Raw genomic sequence first — 23,671 nt, 5'->3', positions numbered from 1 at the left:
TACAAAAAGTGCCAAAAGGACGTGGGGGGAAATATGAGACGAATTTGTATAATCATTACGCTTCTTATGATGTATGCAAGCGTTATGCCGATTCCTACATATGCAAAGATGAACAGCAATGTCAGTGCTCGAAATGCTGTATTAATGGAGCAACAGTCTGGTCGAGTATTATACGGAAAAGCAGAACATGAGCCTCAAAAAATTGCTAGTATAACAAAAATTATGACCGCTTTGTTAGCTGCTCAATCAGGGAAGATGAAAGAAATGGTATCAGTTAGTAATGAAGCGGTGAGGGTGGAAGGATCGGCAATCTATTTAAAGCCTGGACAAAAAGTGAAGTTAGAAGATTTAGTATACGGACTCATGCTTAGATCTGGTAATGACGCAGCGCAAGTAATTGCTGAAAGTGTGGGTGGGAGTATAGATGGATTCGTATATTTAATGAATCAAAAAGCGAAAGAAATTGGAATGAAAGATACGCACTTCTCAAACCCCCATGGCTTAGATGGAGATGGATCACATTATTCATCGGCTTACGATATGGCATTATTAACGAAATATGCAATGGGAAACGAGACATTTAAGAAAATTTTCGGAACTAAAACGTATAAATCAGATTCTTGGGATTACCCGTGGAAAAATAAACATAAGCTGGTAACGTCTTATTATGAATTTGCAACAGGAGGAAAAACAGGCTTTACGAAGAAAGCTGGGCGAACGCTTGTGACAACGGCATCAAAAGGTGGACTAGATTTAATTGTCGTAACTTTGAGTGCTTCTAGTGATTGGGATGATCATATGAATTTGTTTGATAAAGGTTTTGAACGTTTTAAACAAACGAAAGTTTTAGGACAAGGAGCAATTGCTGAAATAAATGAAAAGAAGTATGCCAACCATGTTTATACGAAAAATAGTTTTTCCGTGCCGTTAACTGAAGAGGAAAGAAAGAACGTATTATTAAAAGTTGAACTCGATAAAAGTATAAAGCTTGAGGATGGAGTAAAGGTTGGAAAGACAGATGTTTATGTTGGCAATGAGAAAGTTGGGGAACGGAATTTATTTTATAGTAAACGGAAGTTAGTAGCTACAACAGGACTTTACTGGAATAATGTGAAAGAAATTTTTTCTTACATGATAGGTGTTGGGAACGATGGTTAATCTCGTATGGGTAGCGATGGCTGTCATTGGGATTGTATACGCCATGATAAATGGAACGATGGAAGAAGTGAATAAAGCTGTATTTGACGGAGCAAAAGATGCGGTAACGATTTGTATAGGACTTATTAGTGTTTTAGTATTTTGGCTCGGTTTAATGAAAATTGCAGAGGAAGCCGGATTGTTAAAAAAATTAGTTACACTTTTTATGCCGATAGTAAAAAGGTTGTTTCCAGAAATACCAAAGGATCATCCGTCCATGGGATTTATTCTATCAAATATGATGGCAAACTTTTTTGGTCTAGGTAATGCAGCAACCCCTCTTGGCATTAAAGCGATGGAACAACTGAAAGAGTTAAATGGAGGAAAGGATTCGGCGAGCCGTTCTATGGTGACGTTTCTAGCATTAAATACATCAGCTATTACATTAATTCCTACGACAGTCATTTCGATTCGAATGACGTATGAATCAGCGAATCCTACTGAAATTGTTGGGGTAACATTTATTGCACAAGTACTTTCTATGATTGGAGCAATTTGGATTGACCGCTATTTTTACCGAAGAAGGAGTAGAAAGGGGCGGAAAAAATGAGTATTGTAAATACAATTTCCTTATGGGTAATCCCTTGTGTAATTGGTTTTATCCTTTTATATGGCACGATAAAGAAAGTGCCGACGTATGAATCGTTCGTTGAGGGAGGAAAAGAAGGGATTCAAATTGCAATTTCTATCTTACCATTTATGGTTGGAATGCTTGTGTCTATTTCTATATTCCGGTCTTCAGGTGCGTTAGACGCAATGATATCGGTAATGAAGCCAATGTTAGATTTAATCCATGTTCCAGCAGAAATTGTACCATTAGCACTTATACGCCCTATTTCAGGCTCTGCTGGTTTAAGTATTACGACCGATTTAATTGCTACATATGGGCCAGATTCTTTTATTGGGAGATTGGCTTCTACGATGCAAGGGAGCACAGATACGACTTTCTATATTTTAACTGTATATTTTGGAGCGGTTGGGATTAGAAAAATGGGGGATGCACTAAAAGTAGGACTTTTTGCAGATTTAATCGGGATTATATGCTCAATTGTATTCGTTTCTTTATTGTTTCAGTAATACTATTCATTTTTTACACTATTTCGCTTATAATACGTATACGACCACTATTAAGGTGTAGAGCTTAATAGTGGTTTTTTTATGTGGTGTTTTTGACAAAATGATGAACTTTTATTGTGAGAAATATGAAAAATATGGACAATAATAAAGGGTAAAAACATGATTTGACCTTTATATGTTTATTATCATCGCTATGTTGTTTAAGTAAGATGAAGCGAATAGCCGTAAAGCGTATGCGGTTGCCAAGTCTTTCTAATGTAAGGTAAGATAAATTCGAGGTGAAAAAAAGAAATGGAACGATTACAAAAAGTGATTGCGCAAGCAGGTATTGCATCGAGAAGAAAGGCTGAGGAATTAATTCAGCAAGGAAAAGTGAAAGTTAATGGGAAAATAGTGAAGGAGTTAGGGACAAAAGTAACTCCTCAAGATAAAGTAGAAGTAAATAACATCCCTCTTGAAAAAGAAGAACCTGTTTATTTTTTACTATATAAACCAACTGGCGTAATTTCAAGTGTATCAGATGATAAAGGAAGAAGTGTTGTAACGGACTTTTTCCCGGAAATTACACAACGTTTATTCCCAATCGGACGCTTAGATTATGATACGTCTGGCGTATTATTAATGACAAACGATGGGGACTTCGCAAACGTATTAATGCATCCTAGATATAAAGTTGAAAAAACGTATGTTGCAAAAATAAAAGGTCCATTAACAGGTGAGAAAATTCGCATGTTAGAACGCGGTGTTACGTTAGAAGACGGTAAAACAGCACCAGCACGTGTGAAAATTATTTCTTGGGACAAGCGTAAAGAGATGGCTATTGTACAATTAACAATTCATGAAGGACGTAATCGTCAAGTACGTCGTATGTTTGAAGCGTTAGACTGTAAAGTAGTGAAATTAAAACGTGAACGTTATGCTTTCTTAGAAGTAGGAAGCCTGCGACCTGGTGATGCGAGAGAATTGACACCACATGAGGTGAAACAATTACGCGCACTTGCTTCTACAAAGCCAAGATAAGCTATAGAGTTAAAAATTCACCAGTGGAGTGCTCTGCTGGTGATTTATTCATACAACATTTACAGAAGATAATACATAACATGTACCGAGGAGAGGTAATATGAAGAAAAATCGCTTATTATTTCGCGTTACTATTCTACTCATTTTATGTGGTGCTGTAGGATTTACCCTTTATCAAGGATTCTTTGCTAATAAAGAGAAAATGCAAATCGGAAAAGAAGCACCTAACTTTGTTGTGACGGATTTAGAAGGGAAGAAAATTGAACTAAAAGATTTAAAGGGAAAAGGTGTATTTTTAAACTTTTGGGGCACGTGGTGTAAACCTTGTGAAAAAGAAATGCCTTATATGAATGAATTATATCCAAAGTATAAAGAAAAAGGCGTTGAAATCATAGCGTTAGATGCAGATGAAACGGATATTGCAGTAAAGAACTTTGTGAACCAATATGGTTTGAAATTCCCAGTTGCCATTGATAAAGGACAAAAGATTATAGGAACATATGGCGTAGGTCCATTACCGACAAGTTTTTTGATTGATAAAGATGGAAAAGTAGTGGAGCAAATTATAGGGGAACAAACGAAAGAACAGTTAGAAGGGTATTTAAAGAAAATTACTCCGTAATAAAGAAAGCCTTTACATAAGAGGTGCGTGTCTGTAGCGCCTCTGGTTTAAAAATTCTGAGTATTGCGGTAACTTGAGGTTAGAATATACAATAGTACATATAGATACAGGGGCGGTGAGAGTGTTGAAAGAAATTAAATGTGAATGTGGACATGTTAATCCGATAGGAACCGTTTTTTGTGAAGCTTGCGGGAAACCATTTGAAAGCAATGAAAATACAAAACTATTGGATATGCGCTATGAGGGGAGTGCACGGAGATCTCTCACGCAGACAAAAACGATAGTCGATAAAATTTGGAGTTTTTTCTCTTCTGTAAAAGTGGGTGTATGGCTAATCGTAATAACTTTAGCTGCATCAGCGATAGGAACTATTTTTCCGCAAGAAATGTACATAACTCCAGGGATTGCACCAGCTGAATATTATAAACAAGAATACGGATTTTTAGGACAATTATACTATCAATTAGGGTTTAATAATTTATACGGTTCATGGTGGTATATGATTTTGATTGCTTCTATCGGTATTTCTCTTGTGATATGTAGTTTAGACCGCGTTATTCCACTTTATAAAGCTTTAAAAAAGCAAGGCGTAAAAAGACATCCTAGCTTTTTAAAGAGACAGAGATTATATGGGACTGGTACACCGCAAGATGGTGACCTGGAAAGAGTGCAAAAGAATTTAAAGAAAAGAAACTATAACGTGAAAGTGGAAGACGGAAACGTTTTAGCAGAAAAGGGACGCTTCTCGCGTTGGGGTCCATATGTGAATCATATCGGTCTTATTATCTTTTTATTCGGTGCGATGCTTCGTTTTTTACCGAGTATGTACGTAGACGAAGCACTTTGGTTACGTGACGGTGAAACGAAAGAAATACCAGGGACGGATGGACAATACTACTTAAAAAACGAAAAATTTATAAAAGAAGTTTATGATAAAAGTAAGGACAAGGAAGTTTTTGAGGAAGCGATTGATCGTGTAGGCGATAAAATGATTGCGAAAAACTTCCAAACGAATGCCGTATTATATAAAGCAGTAGGAGAAAATATAGCAGGACAAAAACCGAAATTAGAAAAAGTAAAAGAAGCGGAAATTCGAGTGAATGAACCACTGAAATTTGATCAATTTGCAGTGTATCAAGTGGATTATAAAGAAAGTGAATTTAAAAGTATGTCCTTTCACTTGCAAAATAAAGAAAATAATCAAAAGTGGGGACCGATTAAAGTAGATTTAACGAACCCTAAGGAAAAATATGATTTAGGAAATAGTTATTCTTTAGAACTATTAAGCTATTTTCCTGATTTTTATTTTGATGAGAATGGAAAACCAAATACAAAAACGAAATTACCAAACAATCCTGCATTTGTATTTAAAATGTTTACACCTGAAACGCCAGATGGTGAAGTGAGTTTTGTTGGTATTCAGCAAAATATAGAACCAGATGGGAATAACAAATATAAAATGTCCTTCGCAGGTGTGGAAATGCAAAATGCAACAGCACTTACTGTAAGAAAAGATTTAACGCTTTGGATTCTCGGCATTGGAGGATTTATATTTATGGTTGGTGTCATTCAAGGTATGTATTGGAATCATCGCCGTATTTGGATACAACGTGTTAATGATGAATGGTGGATTGCAGGGCATACAAATAAAAATTGGTTCGGTTTAAAGAAAGATATTGAAAGAGTAATAGAAGGTACAGCAATTCCACAGCCAAATGATAAAGTAATTGATAAAAAAATTAGTTAAGGTGGGGAAACGATATGGTGCAAATAAGTAGTAACTTTCTCTTTACCGCATTTATTTTATATTTAATTGCGACTCTATTTTTTGGGGGAGCCATTAAAGAAAAGGGTCATAAATGGGCAAATGTAGGAATAACGATTACAATTTTAGGGTTTATAGCACAAACAGTATATTTTGTTACAAGGTGGATTGCATCAGGGCATGCGCCAGTTAGTAACTTTTTTGAATTCGGTACATTTTTCGGCATGATGCTTGTAGGAGCATTTATTGTCATGTATTTTATGTACCGTGTAAGTATAATCGGACTATTTGCATTACCAGTTGCGCTTTTATTAATTGCCTATGCAAGTATGTTTCCGAGGGAAATATCTCCGCTCATTCCATCTTTAAAAAGTAATTGGTTACATATTCACGTGACGACTGCAGCAGCAGGACAAGCAATCTTAGCGATTAGTTTTATTACGGGCGTTATGTATTTATTGAAAAATGTAGATCAATCAACGAGAAGCAAACGTACATTTTGGTTAGAAACGGTCGTATTCACGCTTGTTTGTACGGTTGGGTTTATTGGAGTGACAACGGTATTTTCTAGTATGAAATATGAAGCGAAGTTTCAATGGATTGATAAAAATGAACAACAACTGGAAATGAAGTACAATCTTCCGGCCTTAGTTGGACCGCATGAAGGGAAGTTACTGACAGAAAATAAATTAGAACCGGCAGTTGAAGTTCCAGCGATTGTAAATGCGAAAAAATTAAATACTGTTATTTGGTCAGTGTTAGTAGGAACGTTACTGTATATTGTATTAAGACTTGTTTTACGGAAGCGAGTATCGGCGGCACTTCAGCCGTTAGTAAAGAATACGAATAGTGATCTACTAGATGAAATCGGATATCGATCTATTGCAATTGGATTCCCAGTTTTCACATTAGGTGCATTAATTTTTGCGATGATTTGGGCACAAATAGCGTGGACACGTTTTTGGGGCTGGGATCCAAAAGAGGTTTGGGCACTTATCACTTGGCTCTTTTATGCAGCAGTATTACATTTACGCCTATCAAAAGGATGGCATGGAGAGAAATCAGCTTGGCTTGCAGTAATTGGTTTTGCAATAATTATGTTTAACTTTATTGTAGTAAACTTAATTATTGCCGGTTTACATTCATATGCATAGAGAAATAAAATAGGAGAGTGCATGTCACTTTCCTATTTTATTTTTGTCAACTTTTCTTCTTTTTTGAGAAAAACATGACAAAGTAGCGGTTGATTTTGTAAAATGATGTCGAGGACATTATATGCTGTTCAAAAAAAATACATAGTTTTGGAAAAAAATTGAACAAAATTTATTATTCTTGTGAAGCATAATATGGGAAGTGAAACATTTAGAAGATTGCTTAAATAAACGAGAATAGCGCAACATAATAGTTAAAGAAGGGTAGGTGTGAACCGCTGAGGTGAGAGTGCGCAGCGGGTAGAGATGGAAAATGAATCAAGAATTTTAATTGTAGATGATGAGGATCGCATTCGTCGTTTATTGAAAATGTACTTAGAAAGAGAACAATATACGATTGAAGAAGCAGATAATGGTGATACAGCTTTAGAAATGGCGTTGCAAAATGATTACGATTTAATCTTATTAGATCTTATGATGCCTGGTAAAGATGGCATTGAAGTATGTAAAGGGGTTCGTGAGAAGAAAGCGACACCAATTATTATGCTGACAGCAAAAGGTGAAGAAGTAAATAGAGTACAAGGATTTGAAGTTGGAACAGATGATTATATTGTAAAGCCATTTAGTCCACGTGAGGTCGTACTACGTGTGAAAGCGGTATTACGCCGTGCTGTACCAACAACATTCTTTACACAAGATACAACGACAAAAGATGTTACTGTATTCCCGCACTTAACAATTGATAACGATGCACACCGTGTTACTGCAGATGGTAATGAAGTAAACTTAACGCCGAAAGAATATGAGTTACTATTATTTTTAGCGAAAGCTCCTGATAAAGTATTCGATCGTGAGCAACTGTTAAAAGAAGTATGGCAATATGAATTCTTCGGAGATTTACGTACAGTTGATACACATGTAAAACGTTTACGTGAGAAGTTAAGCAAAAAATCACCAGATGCAGCGAAAATGATTGTTACTGTTTGGGGTGTAGGTTACAAATTTGAGGTTGTGAACGACTGATGCTTTGGAGAAGTGTAGTAGGGAAGTTATGGATGACCATATTACTTCTCGTTTCGTTCGTGCTTGGATTTGTTGCGATTTTACTTTCACAGTTTTTTAGAACATACTATGTTGATATGAGTGAAGCTAGGCTTCAAAAAGTCGCAACAAGTGTTTCAGAGTTAATTGAAGAAGGTGCCGATGTAAAAACGATTGAGAATATCGCTTACAAATTCTCTGATCCACTTTCAAGGATTATTATTGTAGAAGATGGTAAAGAAATTTCTTCTTCACCGAAACAAGAAGGATTAGTCACTCTTACAATGGATGACTTAAAAGAAGATAAAGAATTAGCGGCTGTTTTTACAGACAAAAAAGAAATTAAGAATAACATTAGAAAAGCGTCTAATAGTAGGAAGAATAAAAACACCGAAAATGATATTATGATCGTCGGAAAACCAGTGCAATCAAAAAATCAAAGTGCAGTGTTCGTATATGAATCTTTACAAGTACCGATACAAGGTATGGAAAGAACGACTGATTTTATTTTCTTATCGGCTGGAATTGCGATTATATTAACAACTTTCTTTGCGTTCTTCTTATCTACTCGAATTACAGCACCACTTCGTAAAATGCGTGAGGTTGCTTTTGAAGTGTCGCGTGGGAAGTTTGATGCGAAAGCTCCTATGGTATCTCAGGATGAGATTGGTGAGCTTGCAACGGCCTTAAATCAAATGGGAAAACAGTTGAAGTTTAATATGAACGCCTTGCAACAAGAGAAAGAACAGTTAGCTAGTATTTTAAGTAGTATGGCAGATGGGGTTATTACATTAAATCAAGAAGGTGAAGTTGTAGTAATCAATCCGCCGGCCGAACATTTCTTACAAGTTTGGCAAGAAGAAAAAGAGATAGAGCTAAGTAAAAAACTACCTTCTGAACTTGTGGAACTATTCCATCTTGTTGTAGAAAGTGAACAACAACAAGTTGTTGAAATTAATTTACAAAAAGGGAACTATGTAGTTCTTATGACGCCGCTTTACAATCAAACGAAAATTCGTGGAGCTGTAGCTGTACTGCGAGATATGACGGAAGAACGCCGTCTTGAAAAGATGCGTCAAGACTTTATTGCGAATGTATCGCATGAACTTCGTACACCAATGGTAATGCTGCAAGGGTATAGTGAAGCGATTTTAGATGATATTGTGCAAACGAAAGAAGAAATTAATGAGTTTGTTCAAATCATTTATGATGAATCCGTTCGTTTAGGTAAACTTGTAAATGAATTATTAGATTTAGCACGCATGGAAAGTGGTAATGTAGAGTTACATATAGGTGAAGTTGATATTCATCCTTTCGTTGAAAAAATAGGTCGTAAATTCCAAGGGATTGCAAAGGATAAAGAGGTCGCGTTAACGGTTGATTTCAAAGATCCAATTGAACAATACCCGTTTGATGCAGATCGTATGGAACAAGTATTGACGAATTTAATTGATAACGCAATACGTCATACAAACGCAGGCGGACATGTAACGCTTGTAATTGATACGAAAAATAATGGCCTCATTTTTGAAGTACAAGATTCGGGTGCAGGCATTCCAGAAGAGGATATTCCATTTTTATTTGATCGTTTCTATAAAGCTGATAAAGCAAGAACACGTGGGAAAAAGGGTGGAACAGGACTCGGGCTTGCGATTGCGAAAAATATTGTGCAAGGCCATGATGGTAAAATTTCTGTATCAAGTGTTGTTGGAGAAGGAACTACATTTTCTGTCTATTTACCGAATCGTATAATTTAGATATGTGTTTTTAAAGTTGATAATGAATAAAGTTCTGCTGTTTTTTATTTTTTTGTAAACTCAATTAAATAAAGAATGGTAGAACTTTTTTCTATGTTGCTCGAATAAAGAATAACAAGAGAGGTGCTGTGAAGAAATGAAATTATATACAAAAACAGGAGATAAAGGAACGACAAGTGTAATAGGCGGTAGGGTTGATAAAGATGATATCCGTGTGGAAGCGTATGGAACAATAGACGAGGCGAATTCTCATATCGGATATGCAATGACTAAGCTTCAAGGCGGGACTTATAGAGATATTTACAATGAGCTCGAAAATATTCAACATGAGCTATTTGATTGCGGAGGAGACTTGGCAATAGTGGAACAAAAAATTCCTTATAAGGTGACAATTGAGATGGTTGAAAGCTTAGAAAGAAAGATTGATTTGTATATAGAAGAAGCCCCGCCATTAGAACGCTTTATTTTGCCAGGAGGTAGCGAGGCGGCGGCTACTATTCATATTGCACGTACTGTTGTAAGGAGAGCAGAACGCTCTATAGTATCATTGCAAAAAGAAGTGAAAATAAATGAAGTTGTCTTAAAGTATGTAAATAGATTATCTGATTATTTGTTTGCAATAGCTCGAGTAATAAATGCTCGATTACAAGTGAAAGATGTGGAGTATAACCGTAGTGCATTAGTTTTTCGTGATAAGAAAGAGAAGGAAGTGGAGTAATTCACTTTCTTTTTTTTTGTATACTTTTTTCTGTAATATACCAAAATAGAGAAGGTATAGTGGTAATTAGAAAACGGAGGATGTATATGAAAGTTTTAAAATGCGGCGTCATGCTATTGAGTATACTGTTTGTATCTCAATTACATGTTTATGCAGAAGAAAATCGATGGACATGGCCTGTTGAAGGTCAGATAAGTGATTATTTTGGGACAAGGCATGGAAAACACTATGGTATTGATGTAGCTGCGCCAATTGGAACGCCTGTGGCAGCTATCCAAGATGGTAAGGTAACGAGGTCTTATTATTCGAGTAGTTATGGAAATGTTGTATTTATTAAACACGGAGAATATGAGGCTGTATATGCACATTTAAATAAGAGATATGTGGGACAAGGAGATTATATTTCAAAAGGAGAAAAAATTGGAGAAGTAGGGAACACGGGAGAATCGCGAGGTGCACACTTACATTTAGAACTTCATCAAGGAAGATGGACGATGGCGAAAAAGAATGCGATGAACCCATTGCTTGTTTTAAGTGAACAAAGAAATGAAGTTGTTTCTTCGTCATTATATGTCGTACAAAAAGGGGATACTTTAGTTAGTATTGCACGGAAATTTAGTATGACACTTAAGGAAATTAAAGAAAAAAATGGATTGCAGCAAGAGCTAATTTATCCTAATCAACAATTATATGTTAAGTAAAGGAAACGTCTCAAAAATTAAACTTTGAACAAATTTATGTTCTTCTTAAATAATGTTCAATGTAAATGAAATTATATGGGCGCTTTTGCTAGAACTATTGAGTGAATCAGAGCATCTATATCTAAAAGAAAACCGTCCCAAAGTTTATTTTGGGACGGCTTCTTTTACCAAAAAATAAAGACACATATAAATCCAGAAATAGCTAAATAGCTATACAAGTAAAAAACTTTTGTTCTTGTTTTCTCTTTTGTTCGAAACAGTACGATAGTCGGTTCAATTAAACCGATTGTCAAACAAAGTAGGCCAAGAAGCATACAACCAATCGAAATAGAATACAGGGCGATTTGTGGTGCTTGAAATGGAATCATCCATTTTAATAAAAATGCAATAAGTGCAGTGTAACAAATACTACCGATGTATTTATTCAGTGGTGTATTAGAACGAAAACCAGGAAGTTTTTTTAAGAAAGAGCGGGAAACAACTTCTGTTTGTAAAGATGTATGCTCTTCAATAATTTTTTGGGCTTCTTTTCCTTTTTGAAAAAGAGATAAGATCCAATTTCGCTCACCCTGAAAAATAAATTGAGAAGTTGTCAAATAGTGATCAATCTTCACTTTATTCCAACTCTTCCACGGATGACGCTCACACAATTTTAATTTACTTTCTGTTTTTTTATCATACTGATAAATACTTATGCCATCTTCATCGAAAGTAGCATAGTATGTCTCATTTGAGAATGTGCCTAAATCAATTGGGCAGTAGAAAAGTAATTCTTTTTTTAAGTAAAAGTATTCTTTTCTTAAGTTTTTTTTCATTGCTTCTCGAATAGAATGTCTCTTTTCTTTTTTCATGACATTTCCTCCATAACTCAGAAAATGTTCTTATCTTAACAATTCAATATCTTATCACTTTTAATTATATATGACTAGGTAATCCAAAAGAGAAATGCCGAATAATAAAAAAATATGGATTGTATTGTAAAATATCTCGCAATTTATTTGTTGTTATGAAAAATAAATAACTAATTTTAAATAAGTTACAATTTTTTAGTTCACAATGTTATGAGGTTGTTGTATAATGAAGGGGAAAATAGAATATCGGTCTATCTTCGGGGCAGGGTGAAAATCCCGACCGGCGGTGATGAACTATTTATGATTTTGTTCTAAGCCCGCGAGCCGTTAAGGCAGGATTTGGTGTGATTCCAAAGCCGACAGTATAGTCTGGATGGGAGAAGATGGAGGTTCAAGCGTTCAAAAAAGATATGGATTTGAACGTCTGTTTGATGTGCCTTAAATTCTCCCTTTGTGTAAAACACAAAGGGTTTTTTCGTTCTATGAAAAACAGGCATAGCAGAACCTTTCCACTTTCCATGAGATGATCGATGGAAAAGGAGAGAGAAAGATGAAACAAAAAAACAGTGTAGTGCAGATGGTGAGTGTAGCGATGCTAAGTAGTATTGCATATTTACTAATGATGTTGGATTTCCCGTTCCCAGGGCTTCCGCCATTTTTGAAAATTGATTTTAGTGATGTACCAGCTTTAATTGCAGCAATTATCTTTGGACCAGTAGCAGGAGTGATTGTAGAGGCGATAAAGAACATTTTACATTACGGGATTCAAGGGAGTTTAACGGGAGTACCAGTTGGAGAAATTGCAAACTTTATTGCAGGATGTTTATTTATTGGACCAGCAGCTTTCTTATTTAGAAAGTATCGTACTGTGAAGAGTTTAACTACAGGATTAATGCTAGGGACAATTACAATGGCACTTATTATGAGTGTATTAAACTACATCATCATATTCCCGGCTTACACTTGGTTTTTAAATTCACCGGCTATGTCTAGCGAAACCATAAGAACAACGGTTGTAACGGCAATCTTACCATTTAATTTAATTAAAGGGATTGTTGTAACAATTGTATTTGTAGCATTATTCTCACGCCTGAAAGTATGGGTGTTTGCAAAAATGAAAAATGCATAATATATATTAAAACCATTAGTAGTGTGAAACTACTAATGGTTTTTTATTAAGGAAAATAAAATTTAGATACAAAAAATGCCCCTCATCAATATGAGGGGCATTTTTTGAAGTTAATAAAAGACTATTCGAATTTTAAAGCGTCTCCGTCGAATGATTCGTCAGCAACTTTAATTGAGTCAGTTGGACAGCCTTCGAATGCATCCATCATATCTTCAATTAATACATCTGGAATTTCAACGATACCTTGGTTATCATCTAATGTTACAAATGCAATACCTTCATCATCATAGTCATAAATGTCTGGTGCAGCAGCGCCACAAGCACCACATGCAATACAAGTATCTTTATCAACGATTGTATATTTTGCCATCTTTTTTCCCTCCTGATAATATGTATGTGAAAAGCTCGCCATAAAAATTATAACCTTATTGTAAAACGGTTTGTAAAACTTTTCAACATAAAATTATAATGATAATGCTTATCAATTAGAGTGTCAACTTATTTTTGAATTATGTCATAAGATTTTCAAAATACGTAAATATGATTTCGTTTGATACAATAGACTATATACAAGTATATAGTTCTTATATGATAAGTTTAATGAGCGACAGTAGATAGTGTAATTGTACTGAAAAGAATGAAGTTAAGATTGGAAGGTGGAAGCGGTCATGCAAATACAATATACTTTGTTGCATTGTTTAAAACAATTGAATGGTGAGAGAACCGTTTCTTCTATTTATTATTTACTAAAGGGCAAACGTTCTTCGCAAACTTTACAAGATGGAAATATGTTCCGAATTTCATTTTTGTTCGGAATATATAAATCATTGAATAGAAATGACTATGATGGTGAAGTTGCAAAGTTGTTGCAAGCGGATTTTATTCAAGAAATACATGAAAATACATATGTGTTAACACCTACGGGTAAAATGCAGTTACATAAATGGGAGGAAGTTTATGCTTTTCCAGCACATTTGCATGGTTTACATTACGGTGAATTAGGTGAAACATTTTGGAAAAGATTATCATTGATTATTCAAACCATATCAAATTTACAACAGAATAATACGAGGTTTATTCCAATTCAGCAAGATACAGAAATAATGATGTGGGTGAAACGTTTTCTAACAGGAAGGCCATATAAGAGAAGTGAGTTGGCGAGAAAACTATGGACGGAAGTACAGAATCTTTTAGAAAAGAGTAATGCGATAGAAGCGACGATTGTAACATATCGATTAACGGGTTATGAACGTATTGGTTGTACATTGCAACAATTAGCAGAAATTACGAAACAAGATATATTCAGGGTGTATTTTTTATTTTGGGGTACAATGCATTTCTTTATACAAGAAGTTCGTGATAAAGAAAATGAATTTCCACTATTAGCTGAAATTATATCTTATCCAAATGAGAGAGCTGAATTATTTAGTTTATCCACGAAAAAAACATATAATTTTTGGAGGCAAGGACGTTCTTTAGAAGAAATAGCGACGATTCGGAATTTAAAGGTTGCAACGATAGAAGATCATTTTGTTGAAATTGCTTTGCGAGAAAAAGATTTTTCTATTGAAATGTTTATGGAAAAAGAAAAGATAGACAAAGTAATAAAAGTAATTGAAGCATTGCAAACGCGGAAGTTACGTGTTTTGAAACAAGCGGTTGGAGAAGATATTTCTTATTTTGAAGTTCGTCTTGTATTAGCGCGGATGGAGGGTGTAAATGAAACTTGAAGAATATTTATATAAGTGGTTTGGATATTCTGAATTTCGTCCAGGTCAAAAAGGAGTAATTACAGATTTATTAGAAGGAAAAGATGTGATAGCAATGCTTCCGACTGGAAGAGGGAAATCTATGTGCTATCAGTTTCCAGGGCTTATGCGAGAAGGAACAGTGCTTGTTGTATCACCGTTATTATCTTTAATGGAAGATCAAGTGACACAATTAAAGTATGTTGTGAAAAACCGAGTAATAGCATTTAATAGTTTTCGGACATTAAATGAAAAAAGAGAAGCGATGAAAAAATTATCTTCATATAAATTTATTTTTGTTTCACCAGAGATGTTACAGTCGGAGTTATTAATTAGGGAATTGAAGAAAATTCATATTTCATTATTTGTTGTTGATGAGGCTCATTGTATTTCTCAATGGGGTTATGATTTTAGACCGGACTATAAAAGACTAAATGTAGTTATTAAAAATATTGGTTCTCCTACAGTATTAGCATTGACAGCCACAGCGACAAAAGGGGTACTGCAGGATATCGCAGATAGTTTAAATTTAAAGGGTGCTGCGGAACATGTATACTCTATTGACCGTCCTAATATTGCAATGGATGTGCAATTTGTAGAGACGATAGAAGAAAAGAAAGAGACGCTTTTAGAGCAGGTGATGTATTTACAAGGGCCGGGGATTGTATATTGCTCAAGTAGAGCGTGGACAGAAAGGTTAACGGAATACTTGAGAGGGAAAGGTGTTACTGGTGTAGCTTTTTATCATGGTGGTATGGAACATGAAGAGCGTATGTTAATTCAACAGCAGTTTATGAACGATCAATTGCAACTTGTAATATGTACAAGTGCATTTGGTATGGGGGTAAATAAGGCGAATACGCGATATATTATTCATTTTCATTATCCAACTAATATAGCTTCTTACTTACAAGAAATCGGAAGAGCTGGAAGAGATGGCGAACCGAGTATAGCTATTTTATTATGTAGTCCGTTGGATCATGATTTACCAATTTCAATCATTGAGGATGAATTGCCAAGTAAGTCACAAATACAATTTTTATTTTCTTTACTACAAGAAAGAATGTTTCAAACGAAAGAATTACCAATAGAAGATGTAGAAGAAATTTGTTATAATGCAGCAAGATTTAATGAGCAATATTGGCGTTTCGTTCGTTATCATCTCGAACAGGTTGGAATTATACAACAACGAAGATTATTATTAGAAGGTTTGTCAGATGAAATCATGAACCGATTAATAGCTGAAGTAGAAATAAGGTTGCGTAATAAATATAGTGAGCTAGAAAATATGAAGTCATGGATACAAGTTAAAGGATGTAGACGTGAATATGTGCTGCAACAGTTCGGTTATAGGAAAGAGCAAGAGTTAATTAATTGCTGCGATTATTGCGGTATTACAAAAGAAGATTATAAAAAAAGACGAGCGCAACAATCGGATTTCGACTATAATTGGGAAACAGAGTTACAAAAGCTTTTCGGCCTAGAAAAGATGGAGGAATGATGAACATTCAAAGGCATAATGTTGAAGATATGAGTCCGCAGGAAATAAGGCTGAATCTATATATAACACAGTTAATTATTATCGGTATTGGCTGTTTACTGGCATATATATTATTTCAAGATGTAAAAGAAGTCTTTAATTTATGGAAATGGGAACCAGTATCTATACTTATTATAGGTGGTTTGTTAGCGATTGGTATTGTGTTATTAGATTATGTTGCAATGCGAGTGTTTCCGGAGTCTTGGTTTGATGATGGTGGTATTAACGATAAGATGTTTCGAGGAATGTCCGTTCTGCATTTACTCGTTATTACGTTCTTAATTGGTTTTGCAGAAGAGTTTTTATTTAGAGGTGTAGTGCAGACTCATTTTGGAATTGTAATTGCGAGCTTCGTATTTGCAGTGTTACATATTCGTTATATAACAAAGCCATTTTTGTTTTGTTTCGTCTGTTTCATTAGTTTTGTCTTTGGTTATGTATTTGAATGGACAGGAAATTTGTTTATAACAATCTTTGCACACTTTCTTGTTGATTTTATAATGGGACTCCAATTAAGAAAATAAATGGAAGGTGGTGGTGAACAACATGAGGAAACGAATTCCTGATTTTGAAGAGGAATTAGAAGTTGAGCGAGTGGAAGAAAAAGAAAGTTTACCGCCGCGTAGTGAAATTCATAGAAATAAAGAGAAAAAACAAAAGTTTAAAATAAATCACATTTTCGTCCGGGTTTTAACATTTCTATTCATTCTGCTGCCAATTAGTATTTTGTGGTACACGGATAAATATATTCAGGTGAAGGGTGATAGTAATAATGCCGGAAAAAGTGCGTTTGAAGTAATCTTCTTTGATTCAGCTAAATCTGAGTCGCAGAAACAGTCTGAAAAAGTAATAACGCATACTGTGAAAGAGGGAGAAACTTTAGAAAGTATAGCGAAGCAATATTTTTCAGATGGAAATGGAATTGAAGTAATTAAAAAGTATAATAACTTGCAAGAAGATGAAGTGAGTGCAGGTCAAGAATTAAAAATTCCGATAAAAGATAAGTCCACAAAGCAAGAAAGCTAGTGAGTTAAGCGATCACAGTTTGTTATAAAAGCCTAGGATTATCTTTATGAGGAGGGGAGTCAAAAATATGATATGGATTATATTATTCAGTACTCTCATAGGCATGGGGATTTTATTACTTCTTGTGATGTATAAAGAAGCGATGCGTAATAAGGTGTTGGAACATACTTTAGTATTTAAAGAATTTCCGAAAAGTTTTCAAAAAGTAAATGTGTTTTTTATTTCTGATATTCATAGAAGAGTCATTTCGAATTTGTTAATTGAACAAGTAAAAGGAAAAGTAGATATTGTAATTATCGGAGGAGATTTAGCAGAGAAAGGTGTCTCTTTATCAAAAATCTCTGCGAATATTCAAAAGTTAAGAGAGATAGGTCCTGTATATTTTGTGTGGGGAAACAATGATTATGAGATAGAATATCATGAATTAGATGCGTTATTATTAGAAAATAACGTAAAAGTTTTAGATAATACAAGAGTGGTATTTGAGTCTGAATTAGGAGAGAAAATTTGTTTGCTCGGTATCGATGATGTTGGATTGCACCGTGATCGTCTAGATTTGGCATTGGCGGATTGTAAAGAAGATGGTTTTCGTATCCTAGTTAGTCACAACCCTGATATAATAAAAAAAATGTCTGGAAATGAACAGATTTCACTTGTGTTAAGTGGACATACGCATGGAGGACAAATCCGATTATTCCCATCTAAAAAATATTTAAAAGGTGGCGTATATAAGCATTTGAATACGATTCTCTTTGTTAGTAATGGGTACGGAACAACATTGATACCACTTCGTTTCCGAGCACCTGCTCAAACACATATCATTACATTGTGCGGAGGGAAATGATGCCAACTCTTAGTGGGAAATATAATATAAAAGCTGTTTCGAATATAATTGGAGTTCAGCCGAGCACGCTTCGTGCATGGGAAAGACGATATCAAATTATTGCCCCAAAGCGAAATCAAGCTGGGCATCGTTTATATACAGAAGAGCATATTCAAATTTTAAAATGGTTAATGGAAAAAGTTTCCTCCGGCATGATGATTGGACAAGCAGTTCAGTTATTAGAAGAGAATCGTTTGCCGAGTACAGTTCAAAAAGAGATACATTTCGATAAAGAAGTTGTTTTAGTGGACGATTTGCTACAAGCTTTGTTAAAATTTGATGAAATTACAATTGCTGCATTATTAAACGAAGCTTTTAGTATATATTCAACAGAAAAGGTTGTTGCCAGTATCGTTCTTCGAGTGACAGACAAATTATTAACGTCAAAAAATAATAATGAGATTTCAATGGTGCAATTCCAATATGCACTATCATTTTTACAAACGCGTCTAGGGATGGTGTATCACAATGCCTCAATGTTTTCCTCTTTACACAAAGTTATTGTGTTAGAAAAGAATGCATTGAAAGGATTTATTTTTTCAACTTATTTACGCTTAAAAGGATATGAGGCGATATATATTAGGACAAGCTTAGCTGAAGATGGTATGTTGTCAGCGGTAGAGGAAATACAGCCGAAATATGTATTTGTATCTTTTGCTGACGAACAAGATATGAAAAAGACGATGAACTTTATAAATTTATTACAAGAAAAAAGGGAATCTCTTTCTGTTGGATTTATCGGAAAGCTAGGCGTTCTAAAGCAGTTAGACATTGAAACAATCTTAATTGGTGATACGAAAGAAGAATGGGATGAATGGTTAAAAATATCGGAATAGTTGTTCGAAAAGAACCATCTATTTTCTATTTCATATAATAAAATTAGATGCATTGGTTACGTAGGGAGGGTATGAGATGAGGCTGGAACGATTAAATTACAATAAGATAAAAATTTTTCTAACATTTGATGATTTATCTGAACGAGGATTAACGAAAGAAGATTTATGGAGAAATGCGCCGAAAGTACAGCAATTATTTCGTGATATGATGCAAGAAGCAAATAAGGAATTAGGATTTGAAGCAGATGGTCCGATTGCAGTTGAAGTGTTTTCTCTACAAGCACAAGGGATGGTTGTAATTGTAACGAAAGAAAATCAAGAAATGGATACAGATGATGAGTTCCGTGACGAGTTTATTGAAATGCAAGTGACTCTAGATGAAAGTGAGCATATATTATATGAGTTTGCTACGCTAGATGACGTAATTAACCTGTCGAATCGCTTATATAACCTTGGTGTAACTGGCGGAAAGCTATATACGTGGGATGAGCGCTTCTATCTTTGGGTGGAAGAAGAGGAACAAATTCAATTGTTAAAGGCGGATTTTATAGCTATTTTAGCGGAATACGGTAATCCGTCTACAGCAACCATTTATCGCATCATGGAGTACGGTAAAGAATTAATGGATGTTAACGCGATAGAACAAATACACAATTACTTTGTGAAAAAACAAAACCTCAGCTAATACAACAAAGCTGAGGTTTTGTTTTTATTTGGATAAGGGAAGGGATGATTGTAAATACTCGAACATACTTTTTGAAAATAAAATATGCAGTTTTATGGGAGTATGGTTGATGAAAATAAAAAACATTTAAATATTTAAGTATTTTACTTTTCTAAAAGTAATAAAAGGACTATAATAATAGTGAAAACGCTTGCAACATAAAATAGTTTGTATATATTTGTTAGCGTTTTCTATTGCATTCCAAATTTAAGGGTGTATACTAGGCAATGAAGGTTTACTAAACAAGTGAAATTACAGGGGGTTTACTTACTATGGTAGCCGAAAAGGGAACTCAAACAAAAACACAACAACAAAGGGAACAACATTTTGAACTATTGAATTCAACACAAATTGTTATTAGTGAAGCGTTAGAAAAATTGGGTTATCCAAACGAAGTATATGAATTATTAAAAGAACCAATTCGTATGATGACAGTGAAAATACCAGTTCGTATGGATGACGGGACTGTTAAAATATTTACAGGATATCGTGCACAACATAATGATGCTGTTGGTCCAACGAAAGGTGGAATTCGCTTCCATCCGAATGTAACAGAAAATGAAGTGAAAGCACTTTCAATCTGGATGAGTTTAAAATGTGGTATTGTTGATTTACCATATGGTGGAGGTAAGGGTGGAATTATCTGTGATCCACGTGAAATGTCATTCCGTGAGTTAGAAAGATTAAGCCGCGGTTATGTACGAGCAATTAGCCAAATCGTAGGTCCGACGAAAGATATTCCAGCTCCAGATGTATTCACAAACTCTCAAATTATGGCATGGATGATGGATGAGTATAGCCGTATTGATGAATTTAATTCACCAGGATTTATTACAGGTAAACCGCTTGTATTAGGTGGATCACATGGACGTGAAACAGCAACAGCGAAAGGTGTAACAATTTGTATTCGCGAAGCTGCGAAAAAACGTGGCATTGATATTAAGGGTGCACGCGTTGTTGTTCAAGGATTCGGTAATGCTGGTAGCTTCTTAGCTAAATTTATGCATGATGCAGGTGCGAAAGTTATTGCAATCTCAGATGCTTACGGCGCGTTACATGATCCAAACGGATTAGATATTGATTATTTATTAGACCGTCGTGATAGCTTCGGTACAGTAACAAAGCTATTTAACAATACAATTTCAAACAAAGAATTGTTAGAGCTTGATTGCGATATTTTAGTTCCAGCTGCAATTGAGAACCAAATTACAGAAGAAAATGCTAATGATATTAAAGCGAAAATCGTTGTTGAAGCTGCAAATGGTCCAACAACATTAGAAGCGACTAAAATTTTAACAGATCGCGGAATTTTACTTGTTCCAGACGTGTTAGCAAGTGCTGGTGGTGTAACAGTATCTTACTTTGAGTGGGTACAAAATAACCAAGGTTACTACTGGACTGAAGAAGAAGTAGAACAACGTTTAGAAAAAGTAATGGTAAGATCATTTGATTCTATTTATGAAACAGCACAAGTTCGTAAAGTGAACATGCGCTTAGCGGCGTACATGGTTGGTGTTCGTAAAATGGCTGAAGCAAGCCGCTTCAGAGGTTGGGTATAAAATATTATATCTTGAGAAAACGTGATTTCCTTTCGAGGAAATCACGTTTTTTTGTTGAAATATTGAATGAGGTGTTGTATATGGAGAATGAAATGCTGGAACGAGTAGAACAATTAGAAGAAAAGGTTAAGAGGTTAGAGGGAGAACTTGCAAGAACGATGAAAGCTCGAAAAATAAGTATCGTTCGGATGTTCGGGGAAGGGCTACTGTTTTTGATATTTGGTGTGGTTGTAGTAGGGCCGATTATTGCCGTTGTAATCTCAATTTTTACTTGGATTGCTGAAAAATAAAATAAAAACAAAAAAAGAACGCTTGTTCTATACGAACAAACGTGCTATACTCTCCTTAGATAAACAAAACGGAAATGATTTTAAGGAGAGATAAATGATGAAAATGACAGTAGACCAAAGATTTATGATGCCAGCAGATGTTGTAGAGCGAGTGGAAGTATTACGAAACAAACAAAGCAAGCGTGGCACATTATTACAATCGGTAAATAAATTTTTCGGTTTAGATACGAAAGAAGATTGTGTTTGGTTTTACGGTTTTTATGGAGTGGCTGTAAGTATCTTGTTGTTTATGGTGTTCACTTCAAATATTTTCGATTTTCTCTTCGCGTAAGAAATATGCGATAAGGACATTGTTACCGAATACATATATAAGGAAGTAAGGTAACCTTCTAGAGCGGGAGTTGGTAGCAATGGCAATGTTTCCTATAGAGCGCAACTATATTGGATATGGAAGTTCACGACCAGGGATTCCTCTGACTAAAGTTAGATTTATTGTAAGCCATGATACGGGGAATCCTGGAAGCAATGCGATAGGAAATCGAGATTACTTTAATGAATTACAACCGAAAGCTTCGGCGCATACATTTATAGATGATAAAACAATATTGGAGATTATTCCTATAAATGAAGTTGCGTATCATGTTCGATATGGTGTGCCGACGGATAATGACTTATATGGCTATGACGCGAATAAGGCGGCCATTGGAGTGGAACTTTGTTATGGCGGTGATGTTAACTTTTGGGAAGCATATAATCGTTTTACATGGTATCATGCGTATTTATGCCAAAACTTTGGCTTAAATCCGAAAAAAGATATCGTGTCACATAAAACGCTTGATCCAGCTAGAAAGATTGATCCTGAGAATGTATTAGGGAAACAAGGTATTAAATTTCAGCAGTTTTTAGCAGATGTCTATCGGATGTACGTTTCGTTTAGATGACAAATATATGAAAAATGAATACAATAAAGATAGGTGCCTACTGCTGTAAGTAGGTTTTTTCTTGTTTTTATAAATAGTGTATTGGTAGAAGACTAGGAGTGGACGAGTATGCAGAAAGAAACAGTTATTATAATCGGAGGCGGTCCGTGCGGATTAGCGGCTGCAATTTCGTTGCAAAAGGTTGGGATAAATCCGTTAGTAATTGAAAAAGGAAACATTGTAAATGCTATTTATAATTATCCAACTCATCAAACATTTTTCTCTTCGAGTGAAAAATTAGAAATTGGTGATGTAGCTTTTATTACAGAAAATCGTAAGCCAGTTCGAAATCAAGCGCTTGCGTATTATCGTGAAGTAGTAAAACGTAAATCTGTACGTGTAAATGCTTTTGAGCGAGTGGAGAAAGTTCAAAAAGATGGAGAAGTTTTTCAGGTTGAGACGACAAAGCGTGACGGAAGTAAAGAAATATATATAGCGAAATATATTGTTGTAGCAACTGGATATTATGATAATCCAAATTATATGAATGTTCCAGGTGAGGAATTGAAGAAAGTAGCTCACTATTTTAAAGAGGGGCATCCTTATTTTGATCGAGATGTAGTAGTTATAGGTGGGAAAAACTCGAGTGTAGATGCCGCGTTAGAACTTGTTAAATCTGGTGCACGTGTAACGGTACTGTATCGTGGAAGTGAGTATTCACCAAGCATAAAGCCTTGGATTTTGCCGGAATTTGAGGCGTTAGTACGAAATGGTACAATTCAAATGCATTTTGGGGCTCATGTGAAAGAAATTACTGAGCATACATTAACGTTTACAGTTGATGGTGAAGCTTTTACAATCAAAAACAATTTTGTATTTGCGATGACTGGTTATCATCCTGATCATAGCTTCTTAACGAAGATGGGTGTTCAGATTGATGAAGAAACAGGACGTCCAATTTATACAGAGGATAGAATGGAAACGAGTGCTGAAAATATTTTCATTGCAGGTGTCATTGCTGCTGGAAATAATGCAAATGAAATATTTATCGAGAACGGTAGATTTCATGGAGATGCGATTGCGCAAACCATTGCATTAAGAGAAAAATAAAAAGGA

Annotated in this window: 26 protein-coding genes and 1 riboswitch; of the genes, 24 read left to right on the top strand and 2 right to left on the bottom strand. The window is 35.0% G+C overall.

The window, feature by feature from the left end; genetic code table 11:
• Window positions 1-33 precede the first annotated feature (33 nt).
• From AC0OM3_RS17245 to AC0OM3_RS17195, 11 genes are all read left to right on the top strand, one after another.
• A complete protein-coding gene (locus AC0OM3_RS17245; RefSeq protein ID WP_001252607.1) occupies window positions 34-1,158 on the top strand; it encodes a D-alanyl-D-alanine carboxypeptidase family protein in 1,125 nt (374 codons plus the stop codon).
• On the top strand, window positions 1,151-1,747 hold the full coding sequence (spmA, locus tag AC0OM3_RS17240) for a spore maturation protein SpmA (protein WP_000247811.1): 597 nt from the start codon (window positions 1,151-1,153) through the stop codon (window positions 1,745-1,747). Before AC0OM3_RS17245 ends, spmA begins: the two co-directional genes overlap by 8 nt.
• Window positions 1,744-2,274: a spore maturation protein SpmB gene (gene spmB / locus AC0OM3_RS17235; protein ID WP_000029514.1), complete on the top strand. Its 531-nt coding sequence runs from the start codon at window positions 1,744-1,746 to the stop codon at window positions 2,272-2,274. The genes spmA and spmB overlap by 4 nt, the downstream gene beginning before the upstream one ends.
• 291 nt (window positions 2,275-2,565) lie before the next feature.
• On the top strand, window positions 2,566-3,294 hold the full coding sequence (gene rluB / locus AC0OM3_RS17230) for a 23S rRNA pseudouridine(2605) synthase RluB (RefSeq protein ID WP_000440556.1): 729 nt from the start codon (window positions 2,566-2,568) through the stop codon (window positions 3,292-3,294).
• 100 nt (window positions 3,295-3,394) lie between these two features.
• Window positions 3,395-3,916: a thiol-disulfide oxidoreductase ResA gene (gene resA, locus AC0OM3_RS17225; RefSeq protein ID WP_000742212.1), complete on the top strand. Its 522-nt coding sequence runs from the start codon at window positions 3,395-3,397 to the stop codon at window positions 3,914-3,916.
• Between the two features lie 121 nt (window positions 3,917-4,037).
• Entirely contained in the window at window positions 4,038-5,663 is a 1,626-nt protein-coding gene (gene resB / locus AC0OM3_RS17220; protein ID WP_000910550.1) for a cytochrome c biogenesis protein ResB, read from the top strand.
• Between the two features lie 14 nt (window positions 5,664-5,677).
• Window positions 5,678-6,835, top strand: a complete 1,158-nt coding sequence (gene resC, locus AC0OM3_RS17215; protein ID WP_000250081.1) for a cytochrome c biogenesis protein ResC — start codon at window positions 5,678-5,680, stop codon at window positions 6,833-6,835.
• A 303-nt stretch (window positions 6,836-7,138) separates the two neighbouring features.
• Entirely contained in the window at window positions 7,139-7,855 is a 717-nt protein-coding gene (resD, locus tag AC0OM3_RS17210; protein WP_000426861.1) for a DNA-binding response regulator ResD, read from the top strand.
• Window positions 7,855-9,630 (top strand): sensor histidine kinase ResE, encoded by a 1,776-nt coding sequence (gene resE, locus AC0OM3_RS17205; protein ID WP_000964680.1) that lies wholly within the window; start codon window positions 7,855-7,857, stop codon window positions 9,628-9,630. The genes resD and resE overlap by 1 nt, the downstream gene beginning before the upstream one ends.
• A gap of 136 nt (window positions 9,631-9,766) precedes the next feature.
• Window positions 9,767-10,348 (top strand): cob(I)yrinic acid a,c-diamide adenosyltransferase, encoded by a 582-nt coding sequence (locus AC0OM3_RS17200; RefSeq protein WP_000781272.1) that lies wholly within the window; start codon window positions 9,767-9,769, stop codon window positions 10,346-10,348.
• A gap of 86 nt (window positions 10,349-10,434) precedes the next feature.
• A complete protein-coding gene (locus tag AC0OM3_RS17195; protein ID WP_000866118.1) occupies window positions 10,435-11,049 on the top strand; it encodes a peptidoglycan DD-metalloendopeptidase family protein in 615 nt (204 codons plus the stop codon).
• 164 nt (window positions 11,050-11,213) lie between these two features.
• Here the strand turns inward: AC0OM3_RS17195 and AC0OM3_RS17190 are convergent, their stop codons facing one another.
• A complete protein-coding gene (locus tag AC0OM3_RS17190) occupies window positions 11,214-11,900 on the bottom strand; it encodes a hypothetical protein (protein WP_000711797.1) in 687 nt (228 codons plus the stop codon).
• A 249-nt stretch (window positions 11,901-12,149) separates the two neighbouring features.
• Window positions 12,150-12,289, top strand: a riboswitch (FMN riboswitch).
• 161 nt (window positions 12,290-12,450) lie between these two features.
• On the opposite strand from AC0OM3_RS17190, the gene AC0OM3_RS17185 reads away from it, so the two are divergent.
• Window positions 12,451-13,029, top strand: coding sequence for an ECF transporter S component (locus AC0OM3_RS17185; RefSeq protein ID WP_000810857.1), 579 nt, complete (start codon window positions 12,451-12,453; stop codon window positions 13,027-13,029).
• Window positions 13,030-13,150: 121 nt separating this feature from the next.
• Here AC0OM3_RS17185 and AC0OM3_RS17180 read toward each other — a convergent pair whose 3' ends face one another.
• A complete protein-coding gene (locus tag AC0OM3_RS17180) occupies window positions 13,151-13,399 on the bottom strand; it encodes a ferredoxin (RefSeq protein ID WP_001151993.1) in 249 nt (82 codons plus the stop codon).
• Window positions 13,400-13,697: 298 nt separating this feature from the next.
• On the opposite strand from AC0OM3_RS17180, the gene AC0OM3_RS17175 reads away from it, so the two are divergent.
• From AC0OM3_RS17175 to AC0OM3_RS17120, 12 genes are all read left to right on the top strand, one after another.
• Entirely contained in the window at window positions 13,698-14,759 is a 1,062-nt protein-coding gene (locus tag AC0OM3_RS17175; RefSeq protein WP_001167007.1) for a YpbB family protein, read from the top strand.
• On the top strand, window positions 14,749-16,278 hold the full coding sequence (gene recQ, locus AC0OM3_RS17170; protein ID WP_000762981.1) for an ATP-dependent DNA helicase RecQ: 1,530 nt from the start codon (window positions 14,749-14,751) through the stop codon (window positions 16,276-16,278). The genes AC0OM3_RS17175 and recQ overlap by 11 nt, the downstream gene beginning before the upstream one ends.
• Entirely contained in the window at window positions 16,278-16,841 is a 564-nt protein-coding gene (locus AC0OM3_RS17165) for a CPBP family intramembrane glutamic endopeptidase (RefSeq protein WP_001025780.1), read from the top strand. The genes recQ and AC0OM3_RS17165 overlap by 1 nt, the downstream gene beginning before the upstream one ends.
• A 22-nt stretch (window positions 16,842-16,863) precedes the next feature.
• Window positions 16,864-17,343: a LysM peptidoglycan-binding domain-containing protein gene (locus AC0OM3_RS17160; protein ID WP_001231556.1), complete on the top strand. Its 480-nt coding sequence runs from the start codon at window positions 16,864-16,866 to the stop codon at window positions 17,341-17,343.
• 67 nt (window positions 17,344-17,410) lie between these two features.
• Window positions 17,411-18,187 carry a metallophosphoesterase gene (locus AC0OM3_RS17155; RefSeq protein WP_000637794.1) on the top strand — a complete coding sequence of 259 codons (777 nt, stop codon included), beginning with the start codon at window positions 17,411-17,413 and terminating at the stop codon, window positions 18,185-18,187.
• Window positions 18,187-19,062, top strand: a complete 876-nt coding sequence (locus AC0OM3_RS17150; protein WP_001142714.1) for a MerR family transcriptional regulator — start codon at window positions 18,187-18,189, stop codon at window positions 19,060-19,062. Before AC0OM3_RS17155 ends, AC0OM3_RS17150 begins: the two co-directional genes overlap by 1 nt.
• Window positions 19,063-19,138: 76 nt before the next feature.
• Complete coding sequence (locus AC0OM3_RS17145) at window positions 19,139-19,747, top strand: genetic competence negative regulator (protein ID WP_001235402.1); 609 nt, start codon at window positions 19,139-19,141, stop codon at window positions 19,745-19,747.
• 311 nt (window positions 19,748-20,058) lie between these two features.
• Window positions 20,059-21,345: an NAD-specific glutamate dehydrogenase gene (gene gudB, locus AC0OM3_RS17140; protein WP_000225173.1), complete on the top strand. Its 1,287-nt coding sequence runs from the start codon at window positions 20,059-20,061 to the stop codon at window positions 21,343-21,345.
• Window positions 21,346-21,425: 80 nt separating this feature from the next.
• Window positions 21,426-21,635: a hypothetical protein gene (locus AC0OM3_RS17135; RefSeq protein ID WP_000426761.1), complete on the top strand. Its 210-nt coding sequence runs from the start codon at window positions 21,426-21,428 to the stop codon at window positions 21,633-21,635.
• A gap of 94 nt (window positions 21,636-21,729) precedes the next feature.
• Window positions 21,730-21,966, top strand: a complete 237-nt coding sequence (locus AC0OM3_RS17130; RefSeq protein WP_001983018.1) for a DUF3961 domain-containing protein — start codon at window positions 21,730-21,732, stop codon at window positions 21,964-21,966.
• Between the two features lie 79 nt (window positions 21,967-22,045).
• Window positions 22,046-22,576 (top strand): peptidoglycan recognition protein family protein, encoded by a 531-nt coding sequence (locus AC0OM3_RS17125; RefSeq protein ID WP_001240655.1) that lies wholly within the window; start codon window positions 22,046-22,048, stop codon window positions 22,574-22,576.
• A 108-nt stretch (window positions 22,577-22,684) separates the two neighbouring features.
• On the top strand, window positions 22,685-23,665 hold the full coding sequence (locus tag AC0OM3_RS17120; protein WP_001168514.1) for a YpdA family putative bacillithiol disulfide reductase: 981 nt from the start codon (window positions 22,685-22,687) through the stop codon (window positions 23,663-23,665).
• Window positions 23,666-23,671 lie beyond the last annotated feature (6 nt).

Source organism: Bacillus sp. FAU20, from assembly GCF_056033865.1.
The sequence above is the reverse complement of the archived record's forward strand: the minus strand, read 5'-3'. Positions and strand labels throughout refer to the sequence as shown.

Bases quoted from the DNA above. Each gene is read 5' to 3' on its own strand.
- AC0OM3_RS17185 (WP_000810857.1), top strand. From the start codon at position 12,451: ATGAAACAAAAAAACAGTGTAGTGCAGATGGTGAGTGTAGCGATGCTA.
- resD (WP_000426861.1), top strand. From the start codon at position 7,139: ATGGAAAATGAATCAAGAATTTTAATTGTAGATGATGAGGATCGCATT.
- AC0OM3_RS17125 (WP_001240655.1), top strand. From the start codon at position 22,046: ATGGCAATGTTTCCTATAGAGCGCAACTATATTGGATATGGAAGTTCA.
- AC0OM3_RS17190 (WP_000711797.1), bottom strand. From the start codon at position 11,900: ATGAAAAAAGAAAAGAGACATTCTATTCGAGAAGCAATGAAAAAAAAC.
- AC0OM3_RS17200 (WP_000781272.1), top strand. From the start codon at position 9,767: ATGAAATTATATACAAAAACAGGAGATAAAGGAACGACAAGTGTAATA.
- AC0OM3_RS17135 (WP_000426761.1), top strand. From the start codon at position 21,426: ATGGAGAATGAAATGCTGGAACGAGTAGAACAATTAGAAGAAAAGGTT.
- recQ (WP_000762981.1), top strand. From the start codon at position 14,749: ATGAAACTTGAAGAATATTTATATAAGTGGTTTGGATATTCTGAATTT.
- AC0OM3_RS17130 (WP_001983018.1), top strand. From the start codon at position 21,730: ATGATGAAAATGACAGTAGACCAAAGATTTATGATGCCAGCAGATGTT.
- spmB (WP_000029514.1), top strand. From the start codon at position 1,744: ATGAGTATTGTAAATACAATTTCCTTATGGGTAATCCCTTGTGTAATT.
- resA (WP_000742212.1), top strand. From the start codon at position 3,395: ATGAAGAAAAATCGCTTATTATTTCGCGTTACTATTCTACTCATTTTA.
- AC0OM3_RS17160 (WP_001231556.1), top strand. From the start codon at position 16,864: ATGAGGAAACGAATTCCTGATTTTGAAGAGGAATTAGAAGTTGAGCGA.
- resC (WP_000250081.1), top strand. From the start codon at position 5,678: ATGGTGCAAATAAGTAGTAACTTTCTCTTTACCGCATTTATTTTATAT.
- spmA (WP_000247811.1), top strand. From the start codon at position 1,151: ATGGTTAATCTCGTATGGGTAGCGATGGCTGTCATTGGGATTGTATAC.
- AC0OM3_RS17145 (WP_001235402.1), top strand. From the start codon at position 19,139: ATGAGGCTGGAACGATTAAATTACAATAAGATAAAAATTTTTCTAACA.
- AC0OM3_RS17120 (WP_001168514.1), top strand. From the start codon at position 22,685: ATGCAGAAAGAAACAGTTATTATAATCGGAGGCGGTCCGTGCGGATTA.
- AC0OM3_RS17150 (WP_001142714.1), top strand. From the start codon at position 18,187: ATGCCAACTCTTAGTGGGAAATATAATATAAAAGCTGTTTCGAATATA.
- AC0OM3_RS17180 (WP_001151993.1), bottom strand. From the start codon at position 13,399: ATGGCAAAATATACAATCGTTGATAAAGATACTTGTATTGCATGTGGT.
- AC0OM3_RS17155 (WP_000637794.1), top strand. From the start codon at position 17,411: ATGATATGGATTATATTATTCAGTACTCTCATAGGCATGGGGATTTTA.
- resE (WP_000964680.1), top strand. From the start codon at position 7,855: ATGCTTTGGAGAAGTGTAGTAGGGAAGTTATGGATGACCATATTACTT.
- AC0OM3_RS17245 (WP_001252607.1), top strand. From the start codon at position 34: ATGAGACGAATTTGTATAATCATTACGCTTCTTATGATGTATGCAAGC.
- gudB (WP_000225173.1), top strand. From the start codon at position 20,059: ATGGTAGCCGAAAAGGGAACTCAAACAAAAACACAACAACAAAGGGAA.
- AC0OM3_RS17195 (WP_000866118.1), top strand. From the start codon at position 10,435: ATGAAAGTTTTAAAATGCGGCGTCATGCTATTGAGTATACTGTTTGTA.
- AC0OM3_RS17165 (WP_001025780.1), top strand. From the start codon at position 16,278: ATGAACATTCAAAGGCATAATGTTGAAGATATGAGTCCGCAGGAAATA.
- rluB (WP_000440556.1), top strand. From the start codon at position 2,566: ATGGAACGATTACAAAAAGTGATTGCGCAAGCAGGTATTGCATCGAGA.
- AC0OM3_RS17175 (WP_001167007.1), top strand. From the start codon at position 13,698: ATGCAAATACAATATACTTTGTTGCATTGTTTAAAACAATTGAATGGT.